Origin of the sequence: Pseudomonas sp. FYR_7 (assembly GCF_043106155.1) — a bacterium.
GTDB classification, from domain to species: Bacteria; Pseudomonadota; Gammaproteobacteria; order Pseudomonadales; family Pseudomonadaceae; genus Aquipseudomonas; species Aquipseudomonas parafulva_B.
The window spans coordinates 133,915-157,256 of sequence record NZ_JBICMI010000033.1; the positions used below are offsets into that span (position 1 = coordinate 133,915).

23 protein-coding genes are annotated in these 23,342 nt (G+C 61.9%); 7 read left to right on the plus strand and 16 right to left on the minus strand.

The annotated features are described in order from the left end of the window. Positions 1-2: 2 nt before the first annotated feature. Positions 3-2,261: a heavy metal translocating P-type ATPase gene (locus ACF8R3_RS08570; protein WP_392515453.1), complete on the minus strand. Its 2,259-nt coding sequence runs from the start codon at positions 2,259-2,261 to the stop codon at positions 3-5. Positions 2,262-2,342: 81 nt separating this feature from the next. Here ACF8R3_RS08570 and cadR point away from each other — a divergent pair, with 81 nt between their 5' ends. Further along, positions 2,343-2,786 (plus strand): Cd(II)/Pb(II)-responsive transcriptional regulator, encoded by a 444-nt coding sequence (gene cadR, locus ACF8R3_RS08575; RefSeq protein WP_058638152.1) that lies wholly within the window; start codon positions 2,343-2,345, stop codon positions 2,784-2,786. 127 nt (positions 2,787-2,913) lie between these two features. Here the strand turns inward: cadR and ACF8R3_RS08580 are convergent, their stop codons facing one another. From ACF8R3_RS08580 to ACF8R3_RS08590, 3 genes are read right to left on the minus strand one after another with little or no spacing between them, the layout of a single operon-like run. Further along, positions 2,914-3,885 carry a thymidylate synthase gene (locus ACF8R3_RS08580; RefSeq protein ID WP_058638153.1) on the minus strand — a complete coding sequence of 324 codons (972 nt, stop codon included), beginning with the start codon at positions 3,883-3,885 and terminating at the stop codon, positions 2,914-2,916. Between the two features lie 49 nt (positions 3,886-3,934). Next, positions 3,935-4,741: a prolipoprotein diacylglyceryl transferase gene (lgt, locus tag ACF8R3_RS08585; RefSeq protein WP_058602872.1), complete on the minus strand. Its 807-nt coding sequence runs from the start codon at positions 4,739-4,741 to the stop codon at positions 3,935-3,937. A 16-nt stretch (positions 4,742-4,757) separates the two neighbouring features. Further along, positions 4,758-5,540, minus strand: coding sequence for a sulfite exporter TauE/SafE family protein (locus ACF8R3_RS08590; RefSeq protein WP_058638154.1), 783 nt, complete (start codon positions 5,538-5,540; stop codon positions 4,758-4,760). Between the two features lie 127 nt (positions 5,541-5,667). On the opposite strand from ACF8R3_RS08590, the gene ACF8R3_RS08595 reads away from it, so the two are divergent. Continuing rightward, positions 5,668-6,414 carry an NRDE family protein gene (locus tag ACF8R3_RS08595; protein ID WP_392475096.1) on the plus strand — a complete coding sequence of 249 codons (747 nt, stop codon included), beginning with the start codon at positions 5,668-5,670 and terminating at the stop codon, positions 6,412-6,414. A gap of 57 nt (positions 6,415-6,471) precedes the next feature. Here the strand turns inward: ACF8R3_RS08595 and ptsP are convergent, their stop codons facing one another. From ptsP to ilvA, 4 genes are all read right to left on the minus strand, one after another. Further along, positions 6,472-8,751 carry a phosphoenolpyruvate--protein phosphotransferase gene (ptsP, locus tag ACF8R3_RS08600; RefSeq protein ID WP_392515455.1) on the minus strand — a complete coding sequence of 760 codons (2,280 nt, stop codon included), beginning with the start codon at positions 8,749-8,751 and terminating at the stop codon, positions 6,472-6,474. Positions 8,752-8,773: 22 nt separating this feature from the next. Then, entirely contained in the window at positions 8,774-9,253 is a 480-nt protein-coding gene (locus ACF8R3_RS08605; RefSeq protein WP_023532670.1) for an RNA pyrophosphohydrolase, read from the minus strand. 150 nt (positions 9,254-9,403) lie between these two features. After that, complete coding sequence (locus tag ACF8R3_RS08610) at positions 9,404-9,829, minus strand: DUF2269 family protein (protein ID WP_058638156.1); 426 nt, start codon at positions 9,827-9,829, stop codon at positions 9,404-9,406. Between the two features lie 112 nt (positions 9,830-9,941). After that, positions 9,942-11,456 carry a threonine ammonia-lyase, biosynthetic gene (gene ilvA, locus ACF8R3_RS08615; protein WP_392515457.1) on the minus strand — a complete coding sequence of 505 codons (1,515 nt, stop codon included), beginning with the start codon at positions 11,454-11,456 and terminating at the stop codon, positions 9,942-9,944. A gap of 133 nt (positions 11,457-11,589) precedes the next feature. Here ilvA and rpiA point away from each other — a divergent pair, with 133 nt between their 5' ends. Beyond that, entirely contained in the window at positions 11,590-12,264 is a 675-nt protein-coding gene (rpiA, locus tag ACF8R3_RS08620; RefSeq protein ID WP_058638158.1) for a ribose-5-phosphate isomerase RpiA, read from the plus strand. A gap of 63 nt (positions 12,265-12,327) precedes the next feature. Here the strand turns inward: rpiA and ACF8R3_RS08625 are convergent, their stop codons facing one another. The 4 genes from ACF8R3_RS08625 to ACF8R3_RS08640 all read right to left on the minus strand — a co-directional run bounded on the left by ACF8R3_RS08625 (position 12,328) and on the right by ACF8R3_RS08640 (position 16,482). Continuing rightward, on the minus strand, positions 12,328-13,230 hold the full coding sequence (locus ACF8R3_RS08625; RefSeq protein ID WP_058602866.1) for an SdiA-regulated domain-containing protein: 903 nt from the start codon (positions 13,228-13,230) through the stop codon (positions 12,328-12,330). An 86-nt stretch (positions 13,231-13,316) separates the two neighbouring features. Further along, positions 13,317-14,231 carry an SdiA-regulated domain-containing protein gene (locus ACF8R3_RS08630; RefSeq protein WP_326383329.1) on the minus strand — a complete coding sequence of 305 codons (915 nt, stop codon included), beginning with the start codon at positions 14,229-14,231 and terminating at the stop codon, positions 13,317-13,319. Positions 14,232-14,394: 163 nt separating this feature from the next. Then, positions 14,395-15,060: a fumarylacetoacetate hydrolase family protein gene (locus tag ACF8R3_RS08635; protein ID WP_326383330.1), complete on the minus strand. Its 666-nt coding sequence runs from the start codon at positions 15,058-15,060 to the stop codon at positions 14,395-14,397. Positions 15,061-15,084: 24 nt separating this feature from the next. Further along, positions 15,085-16,482: an FAD-binding oxidoreductase gene (locus ACF8R3_RS08640; protein ID WP_100852455.1), complete on the minus strand. Its 1,398-nt coding sequence runs from the start codon at positions 16,480-16,482 to the stop codon at positions 15,085-15,087. Positions 16,483-16,653: 171 nt separating this feature from the next. Here ACF8R3_RS08640 and serA point away from each other — a divergent pair, with 171 nt between their 5' ends. Then, positions 16,654-17,883, plus strand: coding sequence for a phosphoglycerate dehydrogenase (serA, locus tag ACF8R3_RS08645; RefSeq protein ID WP_058638161.1), 1,230 nt, complete (start codon positions 16,654-16,656; stop codon positions 17,881-17,883). 202 nt (positions 17,884-18,085) lie between these two features. Further along, positions 18,086-18,574 (plus strand): ABC transporter substrate-binding protein, encoded by a 489-nt coding sequence (locus ACF8R3_RS08650; protein WP_058638162.1) that lies wholly within the window; start codon positions 18,086-18,088, stop codon positions 18,572-18,574. A 47-nt stretch (positions 18,575-18,621) separates the two neighbouring features. On the opposite strand, the gene ACF8R3_RS08655 is transcribed toward ACF8R3_RS08650, so the two are convergent. Continuing rightward, positions 18,622-19,245 (minus strand): 2OG-Fe(II) oxygenase, encoded by a 624-nt coding sequence (locus tag ACF8R3_RS08655; protein WP_058638163.1) that lies wholly within the window; start codon positions 19,243-19,245, stop codon positions 18,622-18,624. 120 nt (positions 19,246-19,365) lie between these two features. Here ACF8R3_RS08655 and ACF8R3_RS08660 point away from each other — a divergent pair, with 120 nt between their 5' ends. Beyond that, entirely contained in the window at positions 19,366-20,118 is a 753-nt protein-coding gene (locus tag ACF8R3_RS08660; protein WP_058638164.1) for a DUF2059 domain-containing protein, read from the plus strand. On the opposite strand, the gene ACF8R3_RS08665 is transcribed toward ACF8R3_RS08660, so the two are convergent. Further along, positions 20,119-21,045, minus strand: coding sequence for an alpha/beta hydrolase (locus ACF8R3_RS08665; RefSeq protein ID WP_326383332.1), 927 nt, complete (start codon positions 21,043-21,045; stop codon positions 20,119-20,121). 122 nt (positions 21,046-21,167) lie between these two features. On the opposite strand from ACF8R3_RS08665, the gene ACF8R3_RS08670 reads away from it, so the two are divergent. Then, positions 21,168-21,737 carry a DUF6436 domain-containing protein gene (locus ACF8R3_RS08670; RefSeq protein WP_196185550.1) on the plus strand — a complete coding sequence of 190 codons (570 nt, stop codon included), beginning with the start codon at positions 21,168-21,170 and terminating at the stop codon, positions 21,735-21,737. On the opposite strand, the gene ACF8R3_RS08675 is transcribed toward ACF8R3_RS08670, so the two are convergent. Continuing rightward, positions 21,716-22,282: a sugar O-acetyltransferase gene (locus ACF8R3_RS08675; protein WP_078479324.1), complete on the minus strand. Its 567-nt coding sequence runs from the start codon at positions 22,280-22,282 to the stop codon at positions 21,716-21,718. The genes ACF8R3_RS08670 and ACF8R3_RS08675 overlap by 22 nt on opposite strands. Positions 22,283-22,442: 160 nt before the next feature. After that, positions 22,443-23,228 (minus strand): MetQ/NlpA family ABC transporter substrate-binding protein, encoded by a 786-nt coding sequence (locus ACF8R3_RS08680; RefSeq protein WP_392515459.1) that lies wholly within the window; start codon positions 23,226-23,228, stop codon positions 22,443-22,445. Positions 23,229-23,342 lie beyond the last annotated feature (114 nt).

The window sequence follows — 23,342 nt, forward strand, 5'->3', positions numbered from 1 at the left end:
GGTCACTTGCGCAACAAGCGCAGGCCGTTGAACACCACCAGCAGGCTCACGCCCATATCGGCGAATACGGCCATCCACATGGTGGCCAGCCCGGCGAAGGTAATGCCCAGGAAAATCGCCTTGATCGCCAAGGCCAGCACGATATTTTGCTTGAGGATCGCTGCGGTGTGCCGCGACAGCCTGATGAACGCAGGGATCTTGCGCAGGTCATCGTCCATCAGCGCCACATCGGCCGTTTCGATGGCAGTGTCGGTGCCAGCCGCCGCCATGGCGAAGCCGATTTCGGCCCTGGCCAGCGCCGGCGCGTCGTTGATGCCGTCCCCGACCATGCCGACGCGATGACCTTGGTCGTACAGCGCCTGGATGCTACTGAGCTTGTCGGCTGGCAGAAGGTTACCTTCGGCCCGATCAATGCCTACCGTACGCGCGATGGCCGCGGCGGTGTGCGGGTTGTCACCGGTCAGCATGGCTGTCTGGATGCCCAGTGCATGAAGCTCGGCAATGGCTTGCCGGCTGCTTTGCTTGACGGTATCGGCCACCGCAAACAATGCCAGGGGGCCTGATGCGTTGAGCAGCAACACCACCGTCTTGCCCTGCTGTTCAAAGGCATCGAGCTGGGCTTCCAGTTCGGGTGAACACAGCCCCAGCTCCTCGACCAGGCGATGGTTGCCCAGGTGCAACACCTCACCCTCGATGGTGCCACGCACGCCACGGCCCGCGAGCGCGGTGAAATCCCGGACCTCACTGTGGGGCAGGTCGTTGTCCTGGCCGAACTGGGCTATCGCTCGCGACACGGGGTGATCGGAGCGTGCAGCCAAGCTCGATGCCAGGGCCTGCGCACGATGCTCGAACGCCGGTTGCAGGGCCTTGAAGTCTGTCTGGACCGGCTTGCCGTGGGTGATCGTGCCGGTCTTGTCCAGGGCCAGAAAGTCCAGGTGGCGCCCGCCTTCGAGGTACACCCCGCCCTTGATCAGGATGCCTTTGCGCGCCGCAGCCGCCAGGCCACTGACGATGGTGACGGGGGTCGAGATCACCAGTGCACAGGGACATGCCACTACCAGCAGCACAAGCGCACGATACACCCAGTCGAACCAGGTGCCGTCCAGCAGAAGCGGCGGGACGATCGCCACGGCCAGCGCAAGGGCCAGCACCGCCGGCGTATAGATCCGCGAAAACCGGTCGACGAAGCGCTGGGTTGGCGCCCGCGCCCCTTGCGCCTGCTCGACGGCCTTGATGATGCGAGCCAGTGTGGACTGACCGGCCACGGCGGTGGCTTTGATTTCCAGGGCACCTGCCTGGTTGATGGTGCCGGCGAAGACCTTGTCGCCCAGGCCCTTCTCCACCGGCAGGCTTTCACCGGTTATCGGGGACTGATCGACGCTGGACTGCCCGCTGATCACCTGGCCATCGAGCCCGATACGCTCGCCTGGCCGTACGCGCATCGTCGCGCCGACAACGACTTCACGTACGTCCATTTCGCGCCATTGGCCGTCGGCCCGTTGCACGGTCGCCATGTCCGGCGCCAACTGCATGAGCCCGCCAATGGCATTGCGTGCACGGTCCAGCGAGCGGGCTTCGATCAGTTCGGCCACGGTAAAGAGCACCATCACCATGGCTGCTTCCGGCCATTGGCCGATCAGCAACGCACCGGTGACCGCGATGCTCATGAGGGCGTTGATGTTGAGGTTGCGGTTTTTTAGCGCAATCCAGCCCTTCTTGTAGGTACCCAGACCACAACCCAGGATCGCCGCCAGTGCCAGCGCGGCCACCAGCCATTGCGGCGCGAGCTGGGCGAAGTGCACGATTTCGGCGCCCAGGGCTGCCAGGCCGGACAGCGCCAGCGGCCACCAACCCTGCTGGCGCGGCGGCGCTGGCACGGTAGCGCTGTCCGCATCACCCACGAGCGGCTCGGCTTTCATCCCCAGGCTGTCGATGGCCCGTTCGATGTCGGACGTGCCATCGAGCGTGTGCCTGACCCCCAGGATGCGACTGATGAGGTTGAATTCCAGCGCCTCGATGCCAGCCATCTTGCCCAGTTTGTCCTGGATCAGCGTCTGCTCGGTCGGACAATCCATGGCATCGATACGGAAACGGCTGAGCTGGGCCTGCTCGCTGGGAATGGACGTCAACTGCACGTGGGCAGGCGCGGCCTGCGTGCTGCAACAGGTATGACCCTGATCGCCATGGCGCACGTCGTCATGGGCATGGTCATGATTGTGCTCATGATGATGCGTGTGTTCAGGGCTGACAGACTTGTTCATGGGTCATCCTTAATTGAGTCTGTTGCCAAGTGAACACCCTGTAGCCACTATAGGGTCAAGCGAATGCCAGGAGTTTTCAACATGAAGATCGGCGACCTTGCCAAGGCGACGGACTGCGCTGTGGAGACCATTCGTTACTACGAACGCGAAAAGCTCCTGCCTGAGCCTGCGCGCAGCGAGGGCAATTACCGGATGTATACCCAAGAGCATGTCGAGCGCCTGACATTCATACGCAACTGCCGCACGCTGGACATGACGCTCGATGAAATCCGCAGCCTGCTGCAGCTGCGTGACAGCCCTCAGGCCTCGTGCGGCAGCGTGAATGCCTTGATCGACGAGCATATCGAGCACGTCCAGGCCCGGCTCGATGGGTTGGTGGCATTACAGGCGCAACTGATGGATTTGCGAAGACGGTGTAACGAGGAAGGCGCGCAATGCGCCATTTTGCAGCAGCTAGAAACCAACGGCGCTGTGACGGTGCCAGACATCGAGCATTCACATGTTGGGCGTAGCCATGGGCATTAGTGGGCGTGACTAGCCTGCCGGAACAATGGTCTTGCGCCGCATCCAAGGGCTAGCGGATTTCGGGTAGGAGCGTCCCGGCTAGGCCGCTCCTGTGGGGATCGTACACTGGGGGTATGAAAGGGATCCCTCAGACCGCCATCGGCGCCGTCATCGGGGCATGATGCTCATACCCTTCGAGCCAGAAATCACTCGGCTCGATCTGCTCAAGCCACTGCGGCTCGTACTTGCCTGTGTCGGCGAACGCCGGGACCCGATCGCTTATCACCAGTTTGGGCGCTTCCAGCGGCTCGCGCTTGAGCTGCTCGTTGAGCATGTCCAGGTGGTTCTCGTACACATGGGCGTCGCCGATGAAATAGGTGAACCAGCGCGGCGTGTAGCCGGTCAGCCGGCCGAACAGCGCCAGCAATGCCGCTCCTTCGGTGAGGTTGAATGGTGTACCCAGGCCAAGGTCGTTGGAGCGGATGTAAAGCGTCAGTGAAAGCTCGCGCGTTTCCACGTTGGGGTGGAACTGGTAGAGCAAGTGACAAGGCGGCAGGGCCATTTCATCCAGCTGGGCGCAGTTCCAGCCGTGGAACAGGATGCGTCGGCTGCCAGGATCGTTGGCGATGGTGTCCAGGCACTGGCGGACCTGATCGATGGCCTTGTAGAGGATGACAAACGCCACGCCACCCTCTTCATCCTGGGCAATCTGCCGGAAGCCGGCCTTTTCCGCCATCTCGATCGCGGCCTGATTGCTCAGGGCGATGCGCTTGTAGCCCGGCCATTGCCGCCACTGTACCCCGTAGATCTCGCCCAGGTCGTCATGGCCCTGGCGGAACGGGTTGGCCAACCACTGGGCATTTTCGTTGGCGTTCTGGTCCCAGACCTTGCAACCCAACTCACGGAATTGGCCGGCATTGCGAACCCCGCGCAGGAAGCCCACCATTTCGCCGATGGCCGACTTGAACGCGAGCTTGCGCGTGGTGATAGCGGGGAAGCCCTTCTGCAAGTCGAAGCGCAGCATCGCCCCTGGCAGGCTGATGGTGCGGATGCCGGTACGGTTTTCCTGCAACGTGCCGTTTTCGATAACGTCGCGGACCAGGTCCAGATACTGTTTCATGGCTTACCTGTAGCTAGACGGCAGGGGATCGCCCCTGCCGGGAGAGTGATCAGGCGGGTGTCGCCGTAGGCTTGCGATTATAAGCCCACCAGATGAGCCCAAGGCCAGCCACGATCATGGGGATGCACAGAATCTGACCCATGGTCAGCCATCCCCACGCCAGGTAACCGAGCTGGGCATCCGGCACCCGCACGAACTCGACGATGAAACGGAAAATACCGTAGAACAACGCGAACATTCCGGAAACTGCCATGGTTGGCCGGGGTTTGCGCGAGTACAGCCAGAGAATCACGAACAGTGCCACGCCTTCGAGGGCGAACTGATACAGCTGCGAAGGGTGACGCGGCAACTGCGCCGGGTCGCTGAACGGCGGGAAGATCATCGCCCATGGCACATCGGTCGGTTTGCCCCACAGTTCAGCATTGATGAAATTGCCGATACGCCCGGCACCCAGGCCGATCGGCACCAGCGGGGCGACGAAGTCCATGAGTTCGAAGAACGACTTGTTGTTGCGCTTGCCGAACCACAGTGCAGCCAGCATCACGCCAATGAAACCGCCGTGGAACGACATGCCGCCTTTCCAGACCTCGAAGATCAACGTCGGGTTGGCCAGGTACGCGTGCAGGTCGTAGAACAGCACATAGCCCAAACGTCCCCCTACGATCACGCCCATCGACAGCCAGAAGACCAGGTCGGAAAGCTTTTCGCGGCTCCAGGTAGGGTCGAACCGGTTGAGGCGGCGGGTGGCCAGTAACCAGGCCCCGCCAATGCCGATCAGGTACATCAGGCCGTACCAATGGATTTTCAGCGGTCCGATGGCCAGTGCCACGGGGTCTATCTGCGGGTAAGGCAGCATTTAACATCCTCTCGATTCAAATCAGAAAGCTCAGGCCTACACAGAACAACAGGGCCGCAAACAGGCGCTTCAACAGGCGCGGTGACAGTCTGTGAGCCAGCCGCGCCCCGTAACGTGCGAAAAACATGCTGGTCACGGCGATGCCGACCATCGCCGGCAGGTAGATGTAACCGACGCTGTGCGGCGGCAGCTGGGGTTCATGCCAGCCCAGCACCATGAAACCCGCTGCACTGGCGATCGCAATGGGCAGGCCACACGCTGACGACGTCGCCACGGCCTGCTGCATGGGCAGGCTGCGCCAGGTCAGGAAGGGTACAGTCAGCGAGCCGCCACCGATGCCGAAAATGGCCGACGCCCAGCCGATTACGCCACCCGCTGCCACCCGTGCAGCCTTGCCGGGCACACCGCGGCTGGCCTTGGGCTTGAGGTCCAGTGCCATCTGCGCGGCAATCACCAAGGCGAAGACGCCAATGATCTTCTGCAGCATGGGCCCCTGGATCAGCGACGCCGTCTTGGCCCCGACACCAGCACCCAGCAGGATCCCCAAGGTCATCCAGGCAAAGATCGGCCATTGCACCGCGCCTTTGCGGTGATGCTCGAGCACGGCGTTGATGGAGGTGAAGACGATGGAGGCCAGGGATGTGCCTACCGCTAGGTGCGTCAACACCGAGGCGTCAAAGCCCTGCAATGTGAAGCTGAACACGAGCACAGGCACGATGATGATGCCCCCGCCCACGCCGAACAAGCCGGCCAGCACCCCCGCACATGCACCTAATACCAGATAGAGCACGAATTCCATTCGGCTTCCCCGAGAAATCAATCCGGCATGGTAACGGAAGCTGGGTTCGCGGCTCTAGTGAAGTCTGTGTCAGGTTGGATCTGTCCCGCTGCCTGGGTACAGTGGAAGAAAACACAGGACCCGAAGAATGTGCCTGATCGTATTCGCGTGGCGGCCAGGGCATGCCCTGCCCCTGATCGTGGCGGCCAACCGTGATGAGTTCTACGCCCGCCCTACCCTGGCGTTGGCACCGTGGGAAGAGGCGCCGCAGGTGTACGCCGGTAGAGACCTGGAGGCTGGCGGGACTTGGCTGGGGATCGGCCCGCAGGGACGTTTCGCCGCGTTGACCAATATCCGCGACCCCAGGCAGGCACTGGGATCGCGTTCGCGTGGCGAATTGGTGGCCGCTTTTCTGAAGGGAGAGCAAACCGTGGAGGCGTATCTGGCTCAGGTGGCCAGCCAAGCCGACCAGTATTCAGGGTTCAACCTGCTCATCGGCAATGACCATGCCCTGGGTTACGTCAACGCCAGGGAAGCAGCGCCACGCCTGCTTGAGGCAGGGGTGTACGGGCTTTCCAATGCGCAGCTTGATACCCCATGGCCAAAACTGGTCAAGGCGCGCAGCCGCCTGGAGGGGTTATTGGAAAAGCCCGATCCAGAGCAACTGCTGGCACTGTTGGCCGATGACGAGCCTGTAGCCGACGCCCAGTTGCCGGAAACAGGTGTTGGCCTGGCAACCGAAAAACTGTTGTCGAGCGCGTTCATCGCCAGTCAGAACTACGGCACACGCGCCAGTACCGTGCTGATCGTCGATGATCGAGGACAAAGGCAGTTCATCGAACGCAGCTTCGGCCCGTTCGGGTCCCTTATCGGGGAGGTGAAACGCTCGGTTTGATCACCCAGGCCGGCCTTGTGCGCAGGTCAACTGCCAAGGCGCCAGCACACGCGGCGCTCAGAGCGGCTTGTTGGCTCCAGGCCCGATCATCCGTGCAAGCCCGAGGTTCTTCAGCGCCAGCTGCAGCGAGCTATGGATGACCTGCGGGTTGTCATGGCTCAGCGCCTCTTGCAGCAGCTCCTTGGCCTTGCTCATGTTCACCTGGCGCAGCATCCACTTCACCTTCGGCAGGTTAGTGGCGTTCATCGACAGGCTGTCGAAGCCCATGGCCATGAGCAGGATGGCAGCGGCCGGGTCGCCCGCCATTTCGCCGCAGATACTTACCGGCTTGCCTTCGGCATGGGCATCACGGACCACAGTGTTGACCGCCTGCAGTACGGCTGGATGCAGGTAGTCGTAGAGGTCGGCCACCCGTGGGTTGTTACGGTCCACAGCCAGCAGGTACTGGGTAAGGTCGTTGGAACCCACCGACAGGAAGTCCACTTGCCGCGCCAGTTCTCGGGTCTGGTACACCGCGGCCGGGATTTCCACCATGACGCCCACCGGCGGCATTGGCACATCGGTGCCCTCGTCACGCACCTCGCCCCAGGCGCGGTGAATCAGGTGCAGCGCTTCCTCGAGTTCGTGAATGCCGGAAATCATCGGCAGCAGAATCCGCAGGTTGTTCAAGCCCTCGCTGGCCTTGAGCATGGCGCGCGTCTGCACCAGGAAGATCTCGGGGTGGTCGAGTGTGACGCGAATGCCACGCCAACCCAGGAAGGGGTTTTCTTCCTTGATCGGAAAGTAGGACAGCGCCTTGTCGCCCCCGATGTCCAGCGTGCGCATGGTCACGGGCAGTGGATGGAAAGCCGCCAGTTGTTCGCGGTAAATCGCCAACTGCTCTTTTTCGCTGGGGAAGCGCTGGTTGATCATGAACGGCACTTCAGTGCGGTACAGGCCTACCCCTTCGGCGCCACGCTGCTGGGCGCGGGCCACGTCGGCCAACAGGCCGGTATTGACCCACAGCGGCATGCGGTGCCCGTCAGGGGTAACGCAGGGCAGCTCGCGCAAGGCGTCCAGGCCCTGGGCCAGCTGGCGCTCTTCCTCGACCACGTCGCTGTACTGCTTGCGCAGCACCTCGCTGGGGTTGGTAAAGACCTCCCCTTTGTAGCCATCGACGATCAGCTCGATGCCATCGACCTTCGAATAGGGCAGGTCGACTAGGCCCATGACGGTCGGAATGCCCATGGCGCGGGCCAGAATGGCCACGTGCGAGTTGCCCGAGCCTAATACCGAGACCAGGCCCACCAGCTTGCCTTCGGGCACTTCGCCCAACATGGCCGGGGTCAGCTCTTCGCTGACCAGAATAGTGTTGTCGGCATAGACCAAAGACTGCGAGCGTGCCTGTTGCAGGTAGGCGAGCAAGCGTCGGCCCAGGTCCTTGACGTCGGAGGCCCGCTCGCGCAGGTAATCGTCATCCATCAGTTCGAAGCGGTTGACGTGCTCGCCCACCACCTGGCGCAGTGCGCCCTGCGCCCATTGACCCGTCTTGATGACCTCGCGCACCTCGCCGCCCAGGGCAGCGTCCTCGAGCATCATCAGGTAGACATCGAATAACGCCCGCTCTTCGGGACGCAGTTGGGTGGCCAGCTTGGCCGACAACTTGCGCATGTCGGCGCGCACCCCTTCGAGGGCCGCATGGAACAGGTGCAGTTCGGCGTCGATGTCCTCGACCGTCTTGTCCGGGACCACTTCCAGGTCGGCCGGTGGCAGCATCACCACGGCCCGCCCTACGGCAGCGCCAGGGGAGCCAGGCACACCGACGAATCGCGTTTCCTGGATGCCTTTGCCCTGGCGATCCAAACCGCGAATCGAGCCAGTGGCCTCGGCGTGGGCGATCACCCCAGCCAGTTGCGCACTCATGGTCACCAGAAACGCTTCTTCGCCCTCATCGAACTGGCGACGCTCGCGCTGCTGAATGACCAGCACACCCACCACGCGGCGGTGGTGAATGATCGGGGCGCCCAGGAAGGAGGCGAAGCGCTCCTCGCCGGTCTCGGCGAAGTACCTGTAGCGCGGGTGCGCGGCGGCATCTTCGAGGTTAAGAGGTTCTTCGCGGGTGCCTACCAGCCCGACCAGGCCTTCGTTGGGGGCCATGCTGACTTTGCCGATCGAGCGCTTGTTCAACCCTTCGGTGGCCATCAACACGAACCGGTTGGTTTCCGGGTCCAGCAGGTAGACCGAGCAGACCTGGCTGGCCATGGCCTCTTTGACACGCAAGACAATGATCCCCAACGCCGACTTGAGATCTTTGGCGGAGTTTACTTCCTGGACGATCTTGCGCAGCGTATTGAGCATGGCTCGGGGTCGAACTCCGTCGTCAGTCGCGCGTCAGAAGACGCGGTGCTAGCTCTTTCAGGGCGCGCCGATAGACCTCGCGCTTGAATGTCACAACCTGGCCCAGCGGGTACCAGTAGCTCACCCAGCGCCAGCCATCGAACTCCGGCTTGCCGGTCAGGTCCATGCGCACCCGTTGCTCATTGCTGATCAGACGCAACAGGAACCACTTCTGTTTCTGGCCGATGCACAACGGTTGGCTGTGGGTGCGCACCAGTCGCTGGGGTAAACGATAACGCAACCAACCACGGGTGCAGGCAAGAATTTCCACATCGTCGCGTTCAAGGCCAACTTCTTCGTTCAGCTCGCGGTACAGGGCATCTTCTGGCGTCTCGTCAGGGTTGATACCGCCCTGTGGAAATTGCCAGGCATCCTGGTTGATCCGTCGAGCCCATAGCACCTGCCCAGCATCATTCGTGAGAATGATCCCGACATTGGGGCGAAAACCATCCGGGTCGATCACGGCAGCAACCTCGCAAACGCATGTCACCGCATTGTTCCACAAAGCCTGCGAGCGCAGCAACGCGCCTGCGGTGCTTATATACCGTCAGCGCTATGCAAGTGTGTGAACCAGGCTTTGCCGGCAGGCAATCAGTGGATGTCTTGGCGAAGATCAGACGGGCTTGGCGCCCATCAGCCCGGCGATGGACAGCAGGCACACGGCACTGAATACGGCCAATGCCAGCGTTAGCCGCATACTCTGTGCAGGTGTCCTGCGCAGCCGGTTCAGGCGCACGACTAGCCATACCCAGGCCAACGCGCTCATGGTATACAGCGCAGTCGACGCCAGTAGCCAGGTCTGACCCAGCGGCCAACCTACTAGGTGCACCAGCCACCAGCCGGTAAACGGCAGGCTGAACAGGCTGATACCCATCACCAGCCAGACGAAGACCAAGGGCCGTTGCATCAGCCTGCCATACACCGCCCTGTCGCCCTGCCGGCGGGCACGCATCGTCCAGATCGCCACGCCCAGCGCACCGAGCAACAACAGTGCGGTGCCGATCACGTGCAAGGCTTTGAGGGTGTTGAGGTGTTCCATGTCACTCGTCCTGGGCCGGTGGCGTTACAAGGGCTGCGAGCGGAAAAGCCCGCCAGGCTGCGCCGCCTGTTCATTGCAAAGCGGCGCGCCCCCTGGGCAAGAGCTTAGCCGTTCAGCCAAGGAACAGCGTGTAGGCCGGGTTTTGGGTTTCATCCCAGTAGGGGTAGCCAATCTGGGCCAGCGCGGCCGGCACCAGGTGGCGCTCGTCCTCAGGCACCTGCAACCCCGCCACCACACGGCCATCTGCCGCACCATGGTTACGGTAGTGGAACATCGAGATGTTCCAGCGCCCGCCCAGTTTGTCGAGGAAGTTGAACAGGGCCCCTGGCCGCTCGGGGAATTCGAAGCGCAGCACCATTTCATCGCTCGCCCCGGCCGAGTGCCCACCCACCATGTGGCGAATGTGCAATTTGGCCAGCTCATTGTCGGTCAGGTCCGTGACCGGGAAGCCCTGGTCGATCAACTGTTGCACCAGTGCCGCGCGGGGGTCGTTTTCCGGGTGGGTCTGCACGCCCACGAAGATGTGCGCCTCATCGGAGGTGTGCTTGCGGTAGTTGAATTCGGTGATCTGGCGCTTGCCCACCGCCTCGCAGAAGGCCTTGAAGCTACCGGGACGCTCCGGGATGGTGACCGCGATGATGGCTTCGCGCTTTTCACCCAGTTCTGCCCGCTCCGCGACATGGCGCAGGCGGTCGAAATTGACGTTCGCCCCGGAATCGATGGCGACCAGTGTCTGGCCGCTGACCCCGTACATCTCCACGTATCGCTTGATGCCCGCCACGCCCAGTGCCCCCGCAGGCTCGGTGATCGAACGGGTATCGTCGTAGATGTCCTTGATCGCCGCGCAGATTTCGTCGGTGCTGACGGTGATGACTTCGTCCACGTGATGGCGGCAGATGTCGAAGGTGTGCTGGCCAATCTGAGCCACCGCCACGCCATCGGCAAACAACCCTACCTGTGGCAGCACCACCCGCTCACCAGCGGCCATGGCGGCCTGCAGGCAGTTGGAGTCGTCCGGTTCAACGCCAATGACCTTGATTTCCGGGCGCAGGTACTTCACGTAGGCGGCGATGCCGGCGATCAGGCCGCCGCCGCCGACCGGCACGAAAATCGCGTCCAGCCGACCGGGGTGCTGGCGCAGGATTTCCATGGCCACGGTGCCCTGGCCAGCAATGGTATGAGGATCATCGTAGGGGTGGATGTAGACGAAGCCTTTTTCATCGACCAGTTTCAGCGAATAGGCCAATGCCTCGGGGAACGAATCACCGTGAAGGACCACTTTGCCGCCGCGCGAGCGCACGCCTTCGATCTTGATTTCAGGCGTGGTCTTGGGCATCACGATGGTGGCCTTGATGCCCATTTCCCGTGCGGCGAGGGCCAGCCCCTGGGCATGATTGCCAGCCGAGGCGGTGACCACGCCGCGGGCCAGCTCTTCTGCGGTCAACTGCGCCAGCTTGTTGTAGGCCCCGCGGATCTTGAACGAGAACACCGGCTGCAGGTCTTCGCGCTTGAGCAGGATCTTGTTGCCCAGGCGTTTGCTCAACTGCCCGGCGCTGTGCAAGGGGGTTTCGACGGCAACGTCATAGACGCGCGAGGTGAGGATCTTCTTGACGTACTGTTCGAGCATCGGGAAAGCATCACTGGCCGCGGGACAAGGGCTCGGAGTCTACCCCAGCGTTACGTCGGACGACCACAGCCAAGCCGCGCTTGCCGTTATACTGGTCGCCTTTACATCCGCCCTGCCCCACCTCGGAGCCCGCATGACCCAGGACCAACTCAAACAGGCCGTTGCCCAGGCTGCCGTCGACTTCATTCTGCCCAAGCTCGATGACAAAAGCGTCGTTGGCGTGGGCACCGGTTCGACCGCCAATTTCTTCATCGACGCCCTGGCGCAGCACAAGACGGCCTTCGACGGCGCGGTCGCCAGCTCCGAAGCCACGGCCCAGCGCCTCAAGGGCCATGGCATCCCGGTCTACGAGCTCAACAGCGTCAGCGAGCTGGAGTTCTATGTGGACGGCGCCGATGAAAGCGACGAACACCTGAACCTGATCAAAGGCGGTGGCGCGGCCCTGACCCGGGAAAAGATCGTTGCTGCCGTGGCCAAGACGTTCATCTGCATCGCCGATGGCAGCAAGCTGGTACCGGTTCTGGGCAACTTCCCGCTGCCGGTGGAGGTCATCCCGATGGCCCGCAGCCATGTTGCTCGTCAGCTGGTGAAGCTTGGCGGCGACCCGGTTTACCGTGAAGGCGTGATCACGGACAACGGCAACGTGATCCTCGACGTGTACAACCTGCAGATCACCGACCCGGTAGCGCTGGAAGCCCAGATCAATGCCATCGTGGGCGTGGTTACCAATGGCCTGTTCGCCGCACGGCCTGCCGACCTGCTGCTGCTGGGCACTGCCGAGGGCGTGAAGAGCCTGAAGGCCGAGTAACCATGCAAGCCGGCAAGCCCGGGTACGGTTGCGCCGACCGGGGCTTGCCGAACGCCGACAAGGTCACGGCGCCGGCTGCTTGAATACGTAGAACAGGTTCGGCTCACTGACCATATAGATGGTCCCGGCCTCGTCCATCGCAATGCCCTCCGCCTGCGGGACTGTCGCTTTGAGCCCCTGGAACCCTTTGCGCAATGACAAGGTGCTCAGTGGCCGCCCCTGCACATCAAGCTCCAGCACCAGGCGCGATTCATCCGACAGCGCCAGCAGGTGCCCACTGCGCTCGTCGAACTGCAGGCTCGACAGATCGCGCACGAACAGGCGCGAATCGCGCTTGCGGTCCTGGACCACGTTCACGGCATAGGGTTGTTGCGGATCGTCATGAGGAAACCCGTGCACTTCGTAGATGAGCATTGGGTCGCGCTCCTTGGCCACGAACAGCCGCTTGCCCACCGAATCGAAGGCCAGCCCTTCGAAACCCTTGTTACCGTTAAGGCCGATGCCCAAGGTCAATTGCTCTGCCTGGGCAGCGTCCAGTGACAAGGTGTCGTCGGTGAGCCGCACACGGATCAGCCGCTGTTGGCGCTCGTCGGTGATCACGTAGCTATTCGGACCGATGTACTCCACCGCCTCGGGGTCACCGAAACCGTGCAGCGCGATGCGTCGCAGGATTCGCCCATCCAGCGACAGCTCGATCAGCTCAGAGCGGGCGTTGGTCACGGTGAACAGGCTCTTGCGGTCAGGGTCGTAGGTCAGCGCCGAGACATCGTCATCCAGCCCTTCGATTGGCCGCCCCTCGACCACCACCTGGTAGCGATTCAGGCCAATGCTTTGCTCGGCCGGTTGCCACCACGTGGTGAGGTTGAACCAGGCACGTTCGAACAGACGAAATTCCTGCCCGATCCAGCCCAGCAACAGCAGGCATAGGACGACAGGGACCAGTGACAGACGCAAATAACGGTGCATGAAGGCAGACTCGACGGAGGATGGCGAATCTAACCACAAACAACTGAAATAAAGCTTAATGCCATCATGCAAATAGCAGGAAAAACCTACCCTTTGGTGAAGCGATAGAACAATGCCGGTTCGCTGACCATGTACAGGGTGCCCTGGTCATCCATTGCCACGCCTTCGGCCCTAGGAATGGTGTGCTGCAGACCATTAAAGCCCCCCAGCAAGGTCATGAAGCTGACCTGTTCACCCTGCTCATCTAGTTCCAGCAGCATGTTGGAATCGGCAGACAGCGCCAGCAGGTGCCCCGTTCGCGGATCAATGCCCAATGCCGACAGGTTTCGCAGGTCGAGCGAATCACTGGGCAGCGGCGTTTTTTTGCCCGTCAGTTGGCCTTGCCCATTGGACTTCCATTCATACAGGCGCGGCGGCCGTTCCTCGCCGATGACCAGCCGCTGTTTCGACGCGTCCCAGACCACGGCTTCGTAGCCCTTGTTGCCATTTTGCGACGCCCCCAGGTCGTGGCTGGGGAAGTCCGCATGGTTGAGCGCGGTGGTGGTGGCATCGACTTTCACCACGGTCAGGTCATGCAGCCGCTCGTCCGTGATTGCTAGGTAGCCGCCATCCATGACGGTGACGCCTTCCGGGTTTGCCCAGCCATTGAGGGGAATATTGCGCAGCACGTCGCCGTCCAGGTTCAGCTCGGTGAGGAAGGGTTGCTTGCCCATGACGGCGAATAGCGTGCGGGTACTGGGGTTGTACGTGAGGTCCGATGCTTCGTAGTCGGCCATTTCCGGCAAGGGCTTGGCGTCGATATCCACCGTGTAGTCCGGCAGCCACACGCTTTCACTGCGCTCGGCCGTGCTTTCGAAGCCTTCCTTGACCCACAGCGCTGCCCGATCGTCCCAATGCATGGCGAAGGCCACGCCATAGGCAATCATCACTGCCACGGCCAGGCCGAACGGCCAGCGCAGGTAGAACGGGCGCTTGAAGGAGGCAGGGGCGTTTGATTGCATCGAGACGTCCTGGGGAGAAAGGCGAAGGTCTGCGCATTATCCAGAAGACGTGTGAAAAAACAGTCAACCCGCTAGGGCCATTCGCAGATGACGCGGGGATGGGCCGCCTGACCGGAGCCTTGGCCAAGGCGGATCATCTGCGAAAAATCAGGTGGGTACTGGTTTAGAGCACCCGGCTCTCGAACCGGCTAACCCCTGGCAGCTCCAGGACCACGTCATCGCCCACGTTGAAGGGGCCTACGCCTGCTGGTGTGCCGGTCAGGATGACGTCGCCGGCCTGCAGCGAAAACTGCGCAGCCATGTGCTGGATCATCGGCACGATCGGGTTGAGCATCATTGCACTGGAGCCGTCCTGGCGGACTTCGCCGTTGACCGTCAGGCGCACCGGGATGGCCGTGATGTCTTCGAAGCTGGTGGCAGACACAAAGGGCGGCAACACGCAGGCGCCGTCGAAACACTTGGCCAACTCCCAAGGCAAGCCCTTTTCCTTGAGCTTGGCCTGCACGTCCCGCAGGGTCAGGTCCAAGGCCGGCGCAAACCCGGAAATGGCATCGAGCACCTCCTCCTGGCTCGGCCGCGTGGACAGCGACTTGCCCAGCAACACCGCGATTTCCACCTCGTAATGCACCGACCCACGTTCGGCAGGAATCTTGAAACCGCCCTCGGCCGGCACCACGCAACTGCCCGGTTTGATGAACAGGAGGGGTTCGGTCGGTATGGGATTATCCAGCTCCTTGGCATGTTCGGCGTAGTTACGCCCGATGCATACCACCTTGCCCAGTGGAAAATGAATGCGCGTGCCGTCTGCATACTGGTGCTGGTAGTTCATGGCCACTCCTCTGGATACTGCTTTTTATTCAGGTGCGAAGATCTTACCCGGATTCATGATGCCCGCAGGGTCGAACACGGCCTTGATTGCTTTCATGCAGGCGATTTCTTCACGGGACCTGCTGTAGCCCAGGTAATCGCGCTTGGTCATGCCCACACCGTGCTCGGCGGAGATCGAACCCTCGTAGCGCTGGACGATCTCGAACACCCACTGGTTGACCTCGGTGCAGGACGCGAAGAAGTCATCCTTGCTCATGTGCTCGGGCTTGAGGATGTTCAGGTGCAGGTTGCCGTCGCCGATGTGCCCGTACCAGATCACCTCATAGTGGGGGTAATGCGCCTGGACGACGGCATCGATGTCGCGCAGGAATGCCGGCACTTTCGAGACGGTCACGGAGATGTCGTTCTTGTACGGTGTCCAGTGCGAAATGGTTTCGGACAGGTATTCGCGCAGCTTCCACAAATTCTTCAGCTGCGTCTGGCTCTGGCTCATCACGCCATCGAGCACCCAACCTTGCTCGACACAGTGTTCGAAGGTAGCCAAGGCTTCGTTGGCCACCGCATCGGTGCCGGCCTCGAACTCCAGCAAGGCGTAGAACGGGCATGGCGTTTCGAAGGGCGCAGGCACATCACCACGTGCCAGGATCTTGGCCAGGCCCTTGTCGGAGAAAAACTCGAACGCCGTCAGGTCCAACCTGCCCTGAAAAGCGTGCAGTACAGGCATGATCGAGTCGAAATCAGGCGTGCCCAATACCATGGCGGTGAGGTTGCGCGGTGCGCGGTCCAGGCGCAGGGTGGCCTCGACCACGAAACCCAGGGTACCTTCGGCGCCAATGAACAGCTGGCGCAGGTCGTAGCCGGTGGCGTTTTTGATCAGGCCCTTGTTCAATTCCAGCAACTCGCCGCTGCCGGTGACCACCTTGAGGCCCGCGACCCAGTTGCGGGTCATGCCGTAGCGGATCACCTTGATGCCACCGGCATTGGTGCCGATGTTGCCGCCTATCTGGCTGGAGCCACTGGAGGCGAAGTCCACCGGGTAATACAGGCCCTGCTCCTCGGCGAACGCCTGCACCTGCTGGGTAATGACCCCTGGCTGGCAGACCACGGTACGGTCGAAGGCGTTGAAATCCAGGATGCGATTCATGTAATCGAAGGCGACCACCACCTCCCCATTGGCGGCCACGGCGCCCGCGGACAACCCGGTACGCCCGCCGGAAGGCACGAGCGCCACACGATGGGCATTGGCCCAGCGCACGATGGCCTGCACCTGTTCGATCGTACGGGGCAGGACGATGGCGCTGGGCGCAGGCGGGTAATGGCGCGTCCAGTCCTTGCCATAGGCTTGCAGGGATTCGGGGTCGGTCAACACCTTGCCGGGGTCGACCAGGGTCTTCAACTCATCCAATACAGCGGGCTGGGTCATCGCCTGAACTCTCGCTTTATTCATGGTCACCCTGAGCACGCTTCACCTGTCGGGATAAGCTCAGATTGTGTCGCGTATGCTAGCATAGCGCCCCCGCTGTTCATGCTAGAGCTGCCCACGGGCACCTGGCATCACCCTCGCCACTTTTCTCCGGGATACAGGTTTACGCAGATGAGCAAGACTTCTCTCGACAAGAGCAAGATCCGGTTCCTTCTTCTTGAAGGTGTACACCAGAACGCAGTCGATACCCTGACGGCTGCCGGCTACACCAACATCGAATACCTCACTGGTTCGTTGCCCGAAGCAGAGTTGAAGGAAAAGATCGCCGACGCGCACTTCATCGGCATCCGCTCACGTACCCAATTGACCGAAGAAATCTTCGACTGCGCCAAGAAACTGGTCGCCGTCGGTTGCTTCTGCATCGGTACCAACCAGGTCGACCTGGAAGCTGCCCGTCAGCGCGGTATCGCAGTGTTCAACGCACCGTACTCCAACACCCGTTCTGTAGCCGAACTGGTGCTGGCCGAAGCCATCCTGCTGCTGCGCGGCATTCCGGAAAAGAACGCCTCGTGCCATCGTGGCGGCTGGATCAAGAGCGCAGCCAACTCCTTCGAGATTCGCGGCAAGAAGCTGGGCATCGTCGGTTACGGCTCCATTGGTACCCAACTGTCTGTACTGGCCGAAAGCCTGGGCATGCAGGTGTACTTCTTCGATCCGCTGACCAAGCTGCCGCTAGGCAATGCTGTCCAGGTGACCAGCCTGCACGAATTGCTCGGCCTGGCCGATATCGTCTCGCTGCACGTGCCTGAGCTGCCCTCCACCCAGTGGATGATCGGCGAGAGGGAAATCCGCGCGATGAAAAAAGGCGCCATCCTGATCAACGCTGCCCGCGGCACCGTGGTCGAACTTGATCACCTGGCCGCGGCCATCAAGGACAAGCACCTGATCGGCGCTGCCATCGACGTGTTCCCGGTCGAGCCACGCTCCAACGATGAAGAGTTCGAAAGCCCGCTGCGTGGCCTGGATAACGTGATCCTCACGCCGCACATCGGCGGCTCCACTGCCGAGGCCCAGGCCAACATCGGCCTGGAAGTGGCCGAGAAGCTGGTCAAGTACAGCGACAACGGCACCTCGGTGTCGTCGGTCAACTTCCCGGAAGTGGCCCTGCCTGCTCACCCTGGCAAGCACCGCCTGCTGCACATCCACGAAAACATCCCGGGTGTGCTCAGCGAAATCAACAAGGTGTTTGCCGAAAACGGCATCAACATCTCGGGTCAGTTCCTGCAGACCAACGAGAAAGTGGGCTACGTGGTGATCGACGTCGACGCCGAATACTCGGACCTGGCGCAGGAGAAGCTGCAACAGGTCAAGGGCACCATCCGCTCGCGCGTACTGTTCTAATACGCAGCAAGCGTGGATCGAGGGAGGCCCAGGTGGCCTCCCTTTTCGTTATGGCCCACCACGGCGGCGGGCGGCGAGCACGAAAAAATCCAGGCTGCACATCAAACAATGCCGCGACTTCAGGGTCATAGGCTGCGCTCGACCATGGCGAGGAAGAAAGCCATGGCGACGGTTATTCATGGGTAAACGAAAAGGGGCATTCATGCGTTCGACCATAGGGGTACTGCTGGCGGTACTGATCAGCCCATTGGCTCAGGCAGAGCTGCTGGACGAAATCGCCGATCGCGGTGAACTGCGTATCGCCGTCCAGGGCGACAACGCGCCATACGCTTTCAAGCAGGATGATCACCTGACAGGGTTCGATGTGGAGTTCGGCCAGGCCCTGGCCTCAGAGCTCGACCTGCGCGTGGAATTCGTCGAAACACCCGAGGCGCAAACCCTGCCCGGCGTCGAAAGTGGCAAATACGACATCGCGTTGCTGCCTGTCACGGCAATAGCGCAAGGTGATAGCCCGCTCGACACCAGCCTGCCCTTTGGCAAGCACCAGCTTGTGGTGCCGTTCCAGAAGGACAACCCCGCCTTCGAAAGCGCCGTGAACAATGCGCTGCAACGCCTGAAGGACAGCGGTCGTACGGCCGAACTGGAACACAAGTGGCTTGCCGACGAGCAGCAGGCCGCAGCGACTCAGTAGCGTGCCGCAGTCAAACGAGGCACGCGCTGATCAGCACGCACGGCCGTTCAGAACGGGTCATTGCCGCGGCGTCTGAACCAGCCAGTCAAGGACAGGCGTTCACGACCGGCCGGCAGCACCTCGTGAGGGACTTCGCCGGACAGGAAGACCACCAGGCACCCTGCGACGGGCTGAACATCGTGCTCCACCCCATCGGCCAGGAACATGCGCAACTGCCCACCGTCTGCGGGCGTCCAGTCTTCGTTCAGGTAGAACACGGCCGACACCATGCGCCGGTCGTCATCGCGAAAACGGTCCAGATGCCGTTTGTAGAAAGCGCCGGGTGGATAAAGGGCAAAGTGGCATTCGAAGTCTTCCAGGCCCAGGAAAAGCCCTTGGTTGATTGCCAGGCGCAGTTGATCCATGGCTGCCAGGTACTGGTCGCAGGCGTGCGCCTGGCCTGGATCGATCCACTGAATCTGATCCCCACGGATGGCCTCGCGCACCTCTTGGGAAGGGCCTCGTCCAATACCTGCGGGGTTAAGCTCCCCTTGGGCATAACGGCGTCGGCATTCGTTCGCCAGCGCGCCGACCAGGTCCGCCGGCAGGAACAGTGCCTGTTGGGACCAGCCATGGGTTGCCAGATCGTCGACGACGGCCGCAAGCATCGGGTGTGGGGGGGAAATGTGCATGGCGCATCATATCCATTCGCCCTCTCGGCGCCCAGCGCCACTTGGCTGAGAAGCGCGTGGATATCTCGACAAACCGACGCCGCCCCACAGACAATAGCCATCTGCCGACAGGAGTCCTGAATGCGCCGTCTGTTTTCCCTGATTCTGCTGATGAGCTGTACGTTGCCTGTCTGGGCAGACAACCTGGATCAGCTGTACAAGACCGCTGGCTGGCCCGAGCAACGCGCTCATTTCACCGACGCCTTGAACGCCGCCCAGCAGCGCTACCGCAACAGCTTGCCACCTGCCGTCTACCAGGCACTGGTGAGCAACAGCAACCAGCGTTTTCAGGCTCAGGCCGTGGACCGTCGTGCGCTTGCACAACTGCGCGCCGCATTACCCAACCCATCGCCGGCGCTGGCCTTTTTCCAGTCGCCATTAGGCCGCAAGATCGTCGCGGCCGAACTGCGGGCGACGCGCAAGGATGAATTGGCCAAAAATGCCGATGGCCTGCCCAAGATTCAGGCCAGCGACGATCGCGTGTTGATCATTGGCCACCTGGCCCAGGCCCTGCCTGCCCGGGAAGCGGGGGCGGAGGTAAGCCTGGCCATTGCCGGTATGGCCGCCGACAGCCTGAGCGCCATGATTCCGGGGCTGTTGGGCGGTGGCCAGGCGCAAGGCCTGCTCGACGGCCAGCGCCAACGCCTGATGAACCAGATAGGCCAGGACCTGAACAATACCTTGCTGTACGTGTACCGTGACCTCACGGACGCAGAGCTCGAAGAATTCGCGACCTTTGCCGAATCCAACGACGGCAAAGCCTACTACCGCGCAGCGCTGGCGGCCATTCGCGCCGGCCTGGCGGTCGGCCAGAGCACGGGCGAGCTGAAGTGATCAGCCCAGGTGCTGGTCGATGAAGTCGAAATAGCGCTGTCGAATGGCAGGCAGTTCGTTGGCCAGGTGATGACGGGCCCCTGGTAGCATAAGCACCTGCGGTTCGGCGAACTTGGCCTTCAACACGCGAAGGTTGTAAGACCAGTCGACCGTGCCATCCGCCTCTCCCTGCACGATCACCGGACGCCGAGTGCTGACGGGCGCCGCCTCGATGCGTCTGATCCAGTCGATCAGCGCCCCGACCCATGCCGTGGGGAGCCGCCGCGGCTGAAGCGGGTCAGCTTCAAGAAACGGCAGAAATGCAGGGTCCGTGCTGTTTTCAGTGAACCGCCGCTCGATGCCGTTCACGAAATGGCGCAACACGTGATAGCTGAGCTTCGACCAGTGCCAGGCACAAGGCCGCACCAGCGGGGCGAGCAGCAGTACCTGCCCATCGACGGGGCTGGTCCCTTCACTGTGCAGCAAGTGGTCCACGGCAATCGCCCCGCCCGTACTCTGCCCGCACAGGTGCCAAGGGTGCGGCAGTTGCAGGCTGTGCGCCTGTTCGAACAAGCCTTGGAGCACCTGCTGGTACACGGCGAAGTCATCAATGCTGGCACGCTCACCGCTGGACAGGCCGTGACCCGGCAAATCGCAGCTGACAACGGCGTAACCGCGCTTCAATGCCCAGGCCACCAGGTGCCTGTACAGTCCCATGTGGTCATAGTAGCCGTGCAGCAGTAGCAAAGTCGCCGTAGGCTGTAGCGGAGCCCACACCTGCGCGACCACCTCGAAACCGGCAACTGCAAACCGTCCAAGCCAGCTGTGAACCGGCAGGTCGAGGCCGTAGAAGCGTTGATAAGCCTGCGCGTGGGTGGATAGGCGTTCGCGCGCGCTCAGCGGGGCCAGGCTGGTGCGCAGGAGGTCTGGATGAAAGCTTGCGGGCATTGGCTGGATCCGGCGTGAAGCAAGTATTGACTTGGGATATTCAGCTGATCGACGCGCCGTGGCAAGCTGGCTGCATCCGCCACCACCTTCGAACTGCCTACGGGAGCTGCCATCGGCCCTTCATGAACCTGCCAACCCTCAAACTATTGGGCACCCTGCTCGGCCTGGTGGCCGGAGCGGTCTTCATCTGGCAGGCCTACACAACCTTCCAGGCTCGCTATGTGCGACCGTTCGACAACCAGACGACATTCTTCGACGGTGCCCGGTTACAGCTACCCCGCGAACTGGCCGGCCCTGGGCCGGTTCGGGTCGTGCACTTCTGGGACCCGGCCTGTCCGTGCAACGTCGGCAACCAGCAGCACCTGGCTGACCTGATGCAGCGCTTCAAAGACCGGGGTGTCACCTTCCACGTCCTGCAAAAACGCGGAACGCGCGGCTACCTGCCCGATGACCTCGCCGGGCTCAAGCCACTGGGCAACCTACCGGGTAGCGAGCACCTGCCCGCCTCGCCTGCGGTAGCCATCTGGGATCGCCACGGACAACTGGCGTATTTCGGCCCCTACAGCGAAGGTGCGGTGTGCAACGCCGCCAACAGTTTCATCGAACCGATACTCAACGCGCTACTCGAAGGCCGCCCAGTCAGCGCCTCCAACACCCTGGCAGTCGGCTGTTATTGCCCTTGGGCAGGTTGACGTATGCGGGCCGGGTTGCCCACCACCGTCGCGCCAGGTGGCACATCGCGGGTGACGACACTGCCCGCGCCAACCACGGCGTCATCACCGATACGCACCCCCGGCAGGATGATGGCCCCGCCCCCGATCCACACGTTATTGCCGATGCTGACCGGTCGCCCGCTTTCCAGGCCCGTACGCCGCACCTGTGGATCGAGCGGGTGATCGGCCGTGTAGATCTGCACGTTCGGGCCGATCTGGCAGTCCTCGCCGATCTGCACAGGCAGCACGTCCAGGATCACGCAATTGAAGTTCATGAAGGTATTGCGGCCCACATGGATGTTGTAGCCGTAGTCGCAATAGAAAGGCGCACGCAGCGTGACACCTTCGCCTGCATGGCCAAAGTGCTCGGCCAGCAACGCATGCCGCGCCTCGGCCGTCAGCTCGACGCTGTTGTTATAGCGGTGCATCCACCGTTTGTTGGCGGCCTGTTCGGCTTGTAATTCAGGGCAGGTGGCGAGGTAGAGCTCGCCTGCGAGCATCTTCTGTTTTTCGCTCAGGGACATGGCAACTCCTCATCAGAACTATGCGCGTAGCGGGGCTAGGCTGATCATCGGACCACACACAGGGCTCAATCTCTCAGCCGCAGGCAGCATTGTCTTGGGGTATACCTGAAACGAAAACGCCGATACACAAGGCGTCGGCGTTTGGGCAGCGGTGCGCTGGTCAGAATGCAGGCAGCACGGCACCCTGATACTTCTTGGCAATGAAGTCCTTCACTTCCTGGCTGGTCAGCGCCTTGGCCAGCTTCTGGATGGCATCGCTGTCCTTGTTGTCAGGACGTGCGACGAGGAAGTTGACGTAAGGCGAGTCGCTGCCTTCGATGACCAGAGCGTCCTTGGCAGGGTTCAGGCCCGCTTCCAGCGCATAGTTGGTGTTGATCATGTCCAGGTCGACCTGATCCAGCACGCGGGGCAACATTGCCGATTCCAGCTCGCGGAACTTCAGCTTCTTAGGGTTCTCGGCGATGTCCTTCGGCGTGGCCAGGGCATTTTTCGGATCCTTCAGGGTAATCAGCCCTGCCTTCTGCAACAGCAGCAGAGCACGCCCGCTGTTGCTGCCCTCGTTAGGGATGGCGACGGTCGCGCCTTCCTTAAGCTCATCCAGGCTCTTGACCTTCTTCGAGTAGCCACCGAAGGGCTCGACGTGGACGCCGACAACGGTCTCCAGGTGGGTGCCCTTGCCCTCGTTGAAGCTCTGCAGGTACGGGAGGGTCTGGAAGTAGTTGGCATCCAGACGCTTCTGGTCAACCTGCACGTTGGGTTGCACGTAGTCGGTGAACACTTTGATCTGCAGATCGACACCTTCCTTGGCCAGGGTCGGCTTGATCAGCTCGAGGATCTCGGCGTGCGGGATGGGCGTTGCGGCAACCAACAGCTTCTCGGCGGCGCCGGCCAGGCCAGCGAAGGACAGGGCAGCAGCCAGGGCGGTGGTCAGCAGGGTCTTCTTCATGGTGATCCTTGTTCTGCATCTGAGCCATCGACGATGGCGAACGGGGTGGCCGAGGCACTGCGGTCCTGGGCGTGGAGCGGACAATACCGATAATTTTTATGCCGGAACAATATC

Excerpts from the sequence above, each read along its gene's own strand:
- ACF8R3_RS08635 (WP_326383330.1), bottom strand. The coding sequence starts at position 15,060 with ATGAACTACCAGCACCAGTATGCAGACGGCACGCGCATTCATTTTCCA.
- serA (WP_058638161.1), top strand. The coding sequence starts at position 16,654 with ATGAGCAAGACTTCTCTCGACAAGAGCAAGATCCGGTTCCTTCTTCTT.
- cadR (WP_058638152.1), top strand. The coding sequence starts at position 2,343 with ATGAAGATCGGCGACCTTGCCAAGGCGACGGACTGCGCTGTGGAGACC.
- ACF8R3_RS08650 (WP_058638162.1), top strand. The coding sequence starts at position 18,086 with ATGCGTTCGACCATAGGGGTACTGCTGGCGGTACTGATCAGCCCATTG.
- ACF8R3_RS08630 (WP_326383329.1), bottom strand. The coding sequence starts at position 14,231 with ATGCAATCAAACGCCCCTGCCTCCTTCAAGCGCCCGTTCTACCTGCGC.
- ACF8R3_RS08625 (WP_058602866.1), bottom strand. The coding sequence starts at position 13,230 with ATGCACCGTTATTTGCGTCTGTCACTGGTCCCTGTCGTCCTATGCCTG.
- ptsP (WP_392515455.1), bottom strand. The coding sequence starts at position 8,751 with ATGCTCAATACGCTGCGCAAGATCGTCCAGGAAGTAAACTCCGCCAAA.
- ACF8R3_RS08570 (WP_392515453.1), bottom strand. The coding sequence starts at position 2,261 with ATGAACAAGTCTGTCAGCCCTGAACACACGCATCATCATGAGCACAAT.
- ACF8R3_RS08655 (WP_058638163.1), bottom strand. The coding sequence starts at position 19,245 with ATGCACATTTCCCCCCCACACCCGATGCTTGCGGCCGTCGTCGACGAT.
- rpiA (WP_058638158.1), top strand. The coding sequence starts at position 11,590 with ATGACCCAGGACCAACTCAAACAGGCCGTTGCCCAGGCTGCCGTCGAC.
- ACF8R3_RS08595 (WP_392475096.1), top strand. The coding sequence starts at position 5,668 with ATGTGCCTGATCGTATTCGCGTGGCGGCCAGGGCATGCCCTGCCCCTG.
- ACF8R3_RS08610 (WP_058638156.1), bottom strand. The coding sequence starts at position 9,829 with ATGGAACACCTCAACACCCTCAAAGCCTTGCACGTGATCGGCACCGCA.
- ACF8R3_RS08665 (WP_326383332.1), bottom strand. The coding sequence starts at position 21,045 with ATGCCCGCAAGCTTTCATCCAGACCTCCTGCGCACCAGCCTGGCCCCG.
- ACF8R3_RS08680 (WP_392515459.1), bottom strand. The coding sequence starts at position 23,228 with ATGAAGAAGACCCTGCTGACCACCGCCCTGGCTGCTGCCCTGTCCTTC.
- ACF8R3_RS08590 (WP_058638154.1), bottom strand. The coding sequence starts at position 5,540 with ATGGAATTCGTGCTCTATCTGGTATTAGGTGCATGTGCGGGGGTGCTG.
- lgt (WP_058602872.1), bottom strand. The coding sequence starts at position 4,741 with ATGCTGCCTTACCCGCAGATAGACCCCGTGGCACTGGCCATCGGACCG.
- ACF8R3_RS08670 (WP_196185550.1), top strand. The coding sequence starts at position 21,168 with ATGAACCTGCCAACCCTCAAACTATTGGGCACCCTGCTCGGCCTGGTG.
- ACF8R3_RS08640 (WP_100852455.1), bottom strand. The coding sequence starts at position 16,482 with ATGACCCAGCCCGCTGTATTGGATGAGTTGAAGACCCTGGTCGACCCC.
- ACF8R3_RS08675 (WP_078479324.1), bottom strand. The coding sequence starts at position 22,282 with ATGTCCCTGAGCGAAAAACAGAAGATGCTCGCAGGCGAGCTCTACCTC.
- ACF8R3_RS08580 (WP_058638153.1), bottom strand. The coding sequence starts at position 3,885 with ATGAAACAGTATCTGGACCTGGTCCGCGACGTTATCGAAAACGGCACG.
- ilvA (WP_392515457.1), bottom strand. The coding sequence starts at position 11,456 with ATGCTCGAACAGTACGTCAAGAAGATCCTCACCTCGCGCGTCTATGAC.
- ACF8R3_RS08660 (WP_058638164.1), top strand. The coding sequence starts at position 19,366 with ATGCGCCGTCTGTTTTCCCTGATTCTGCTGATGAGCTGTACGTTGCCT.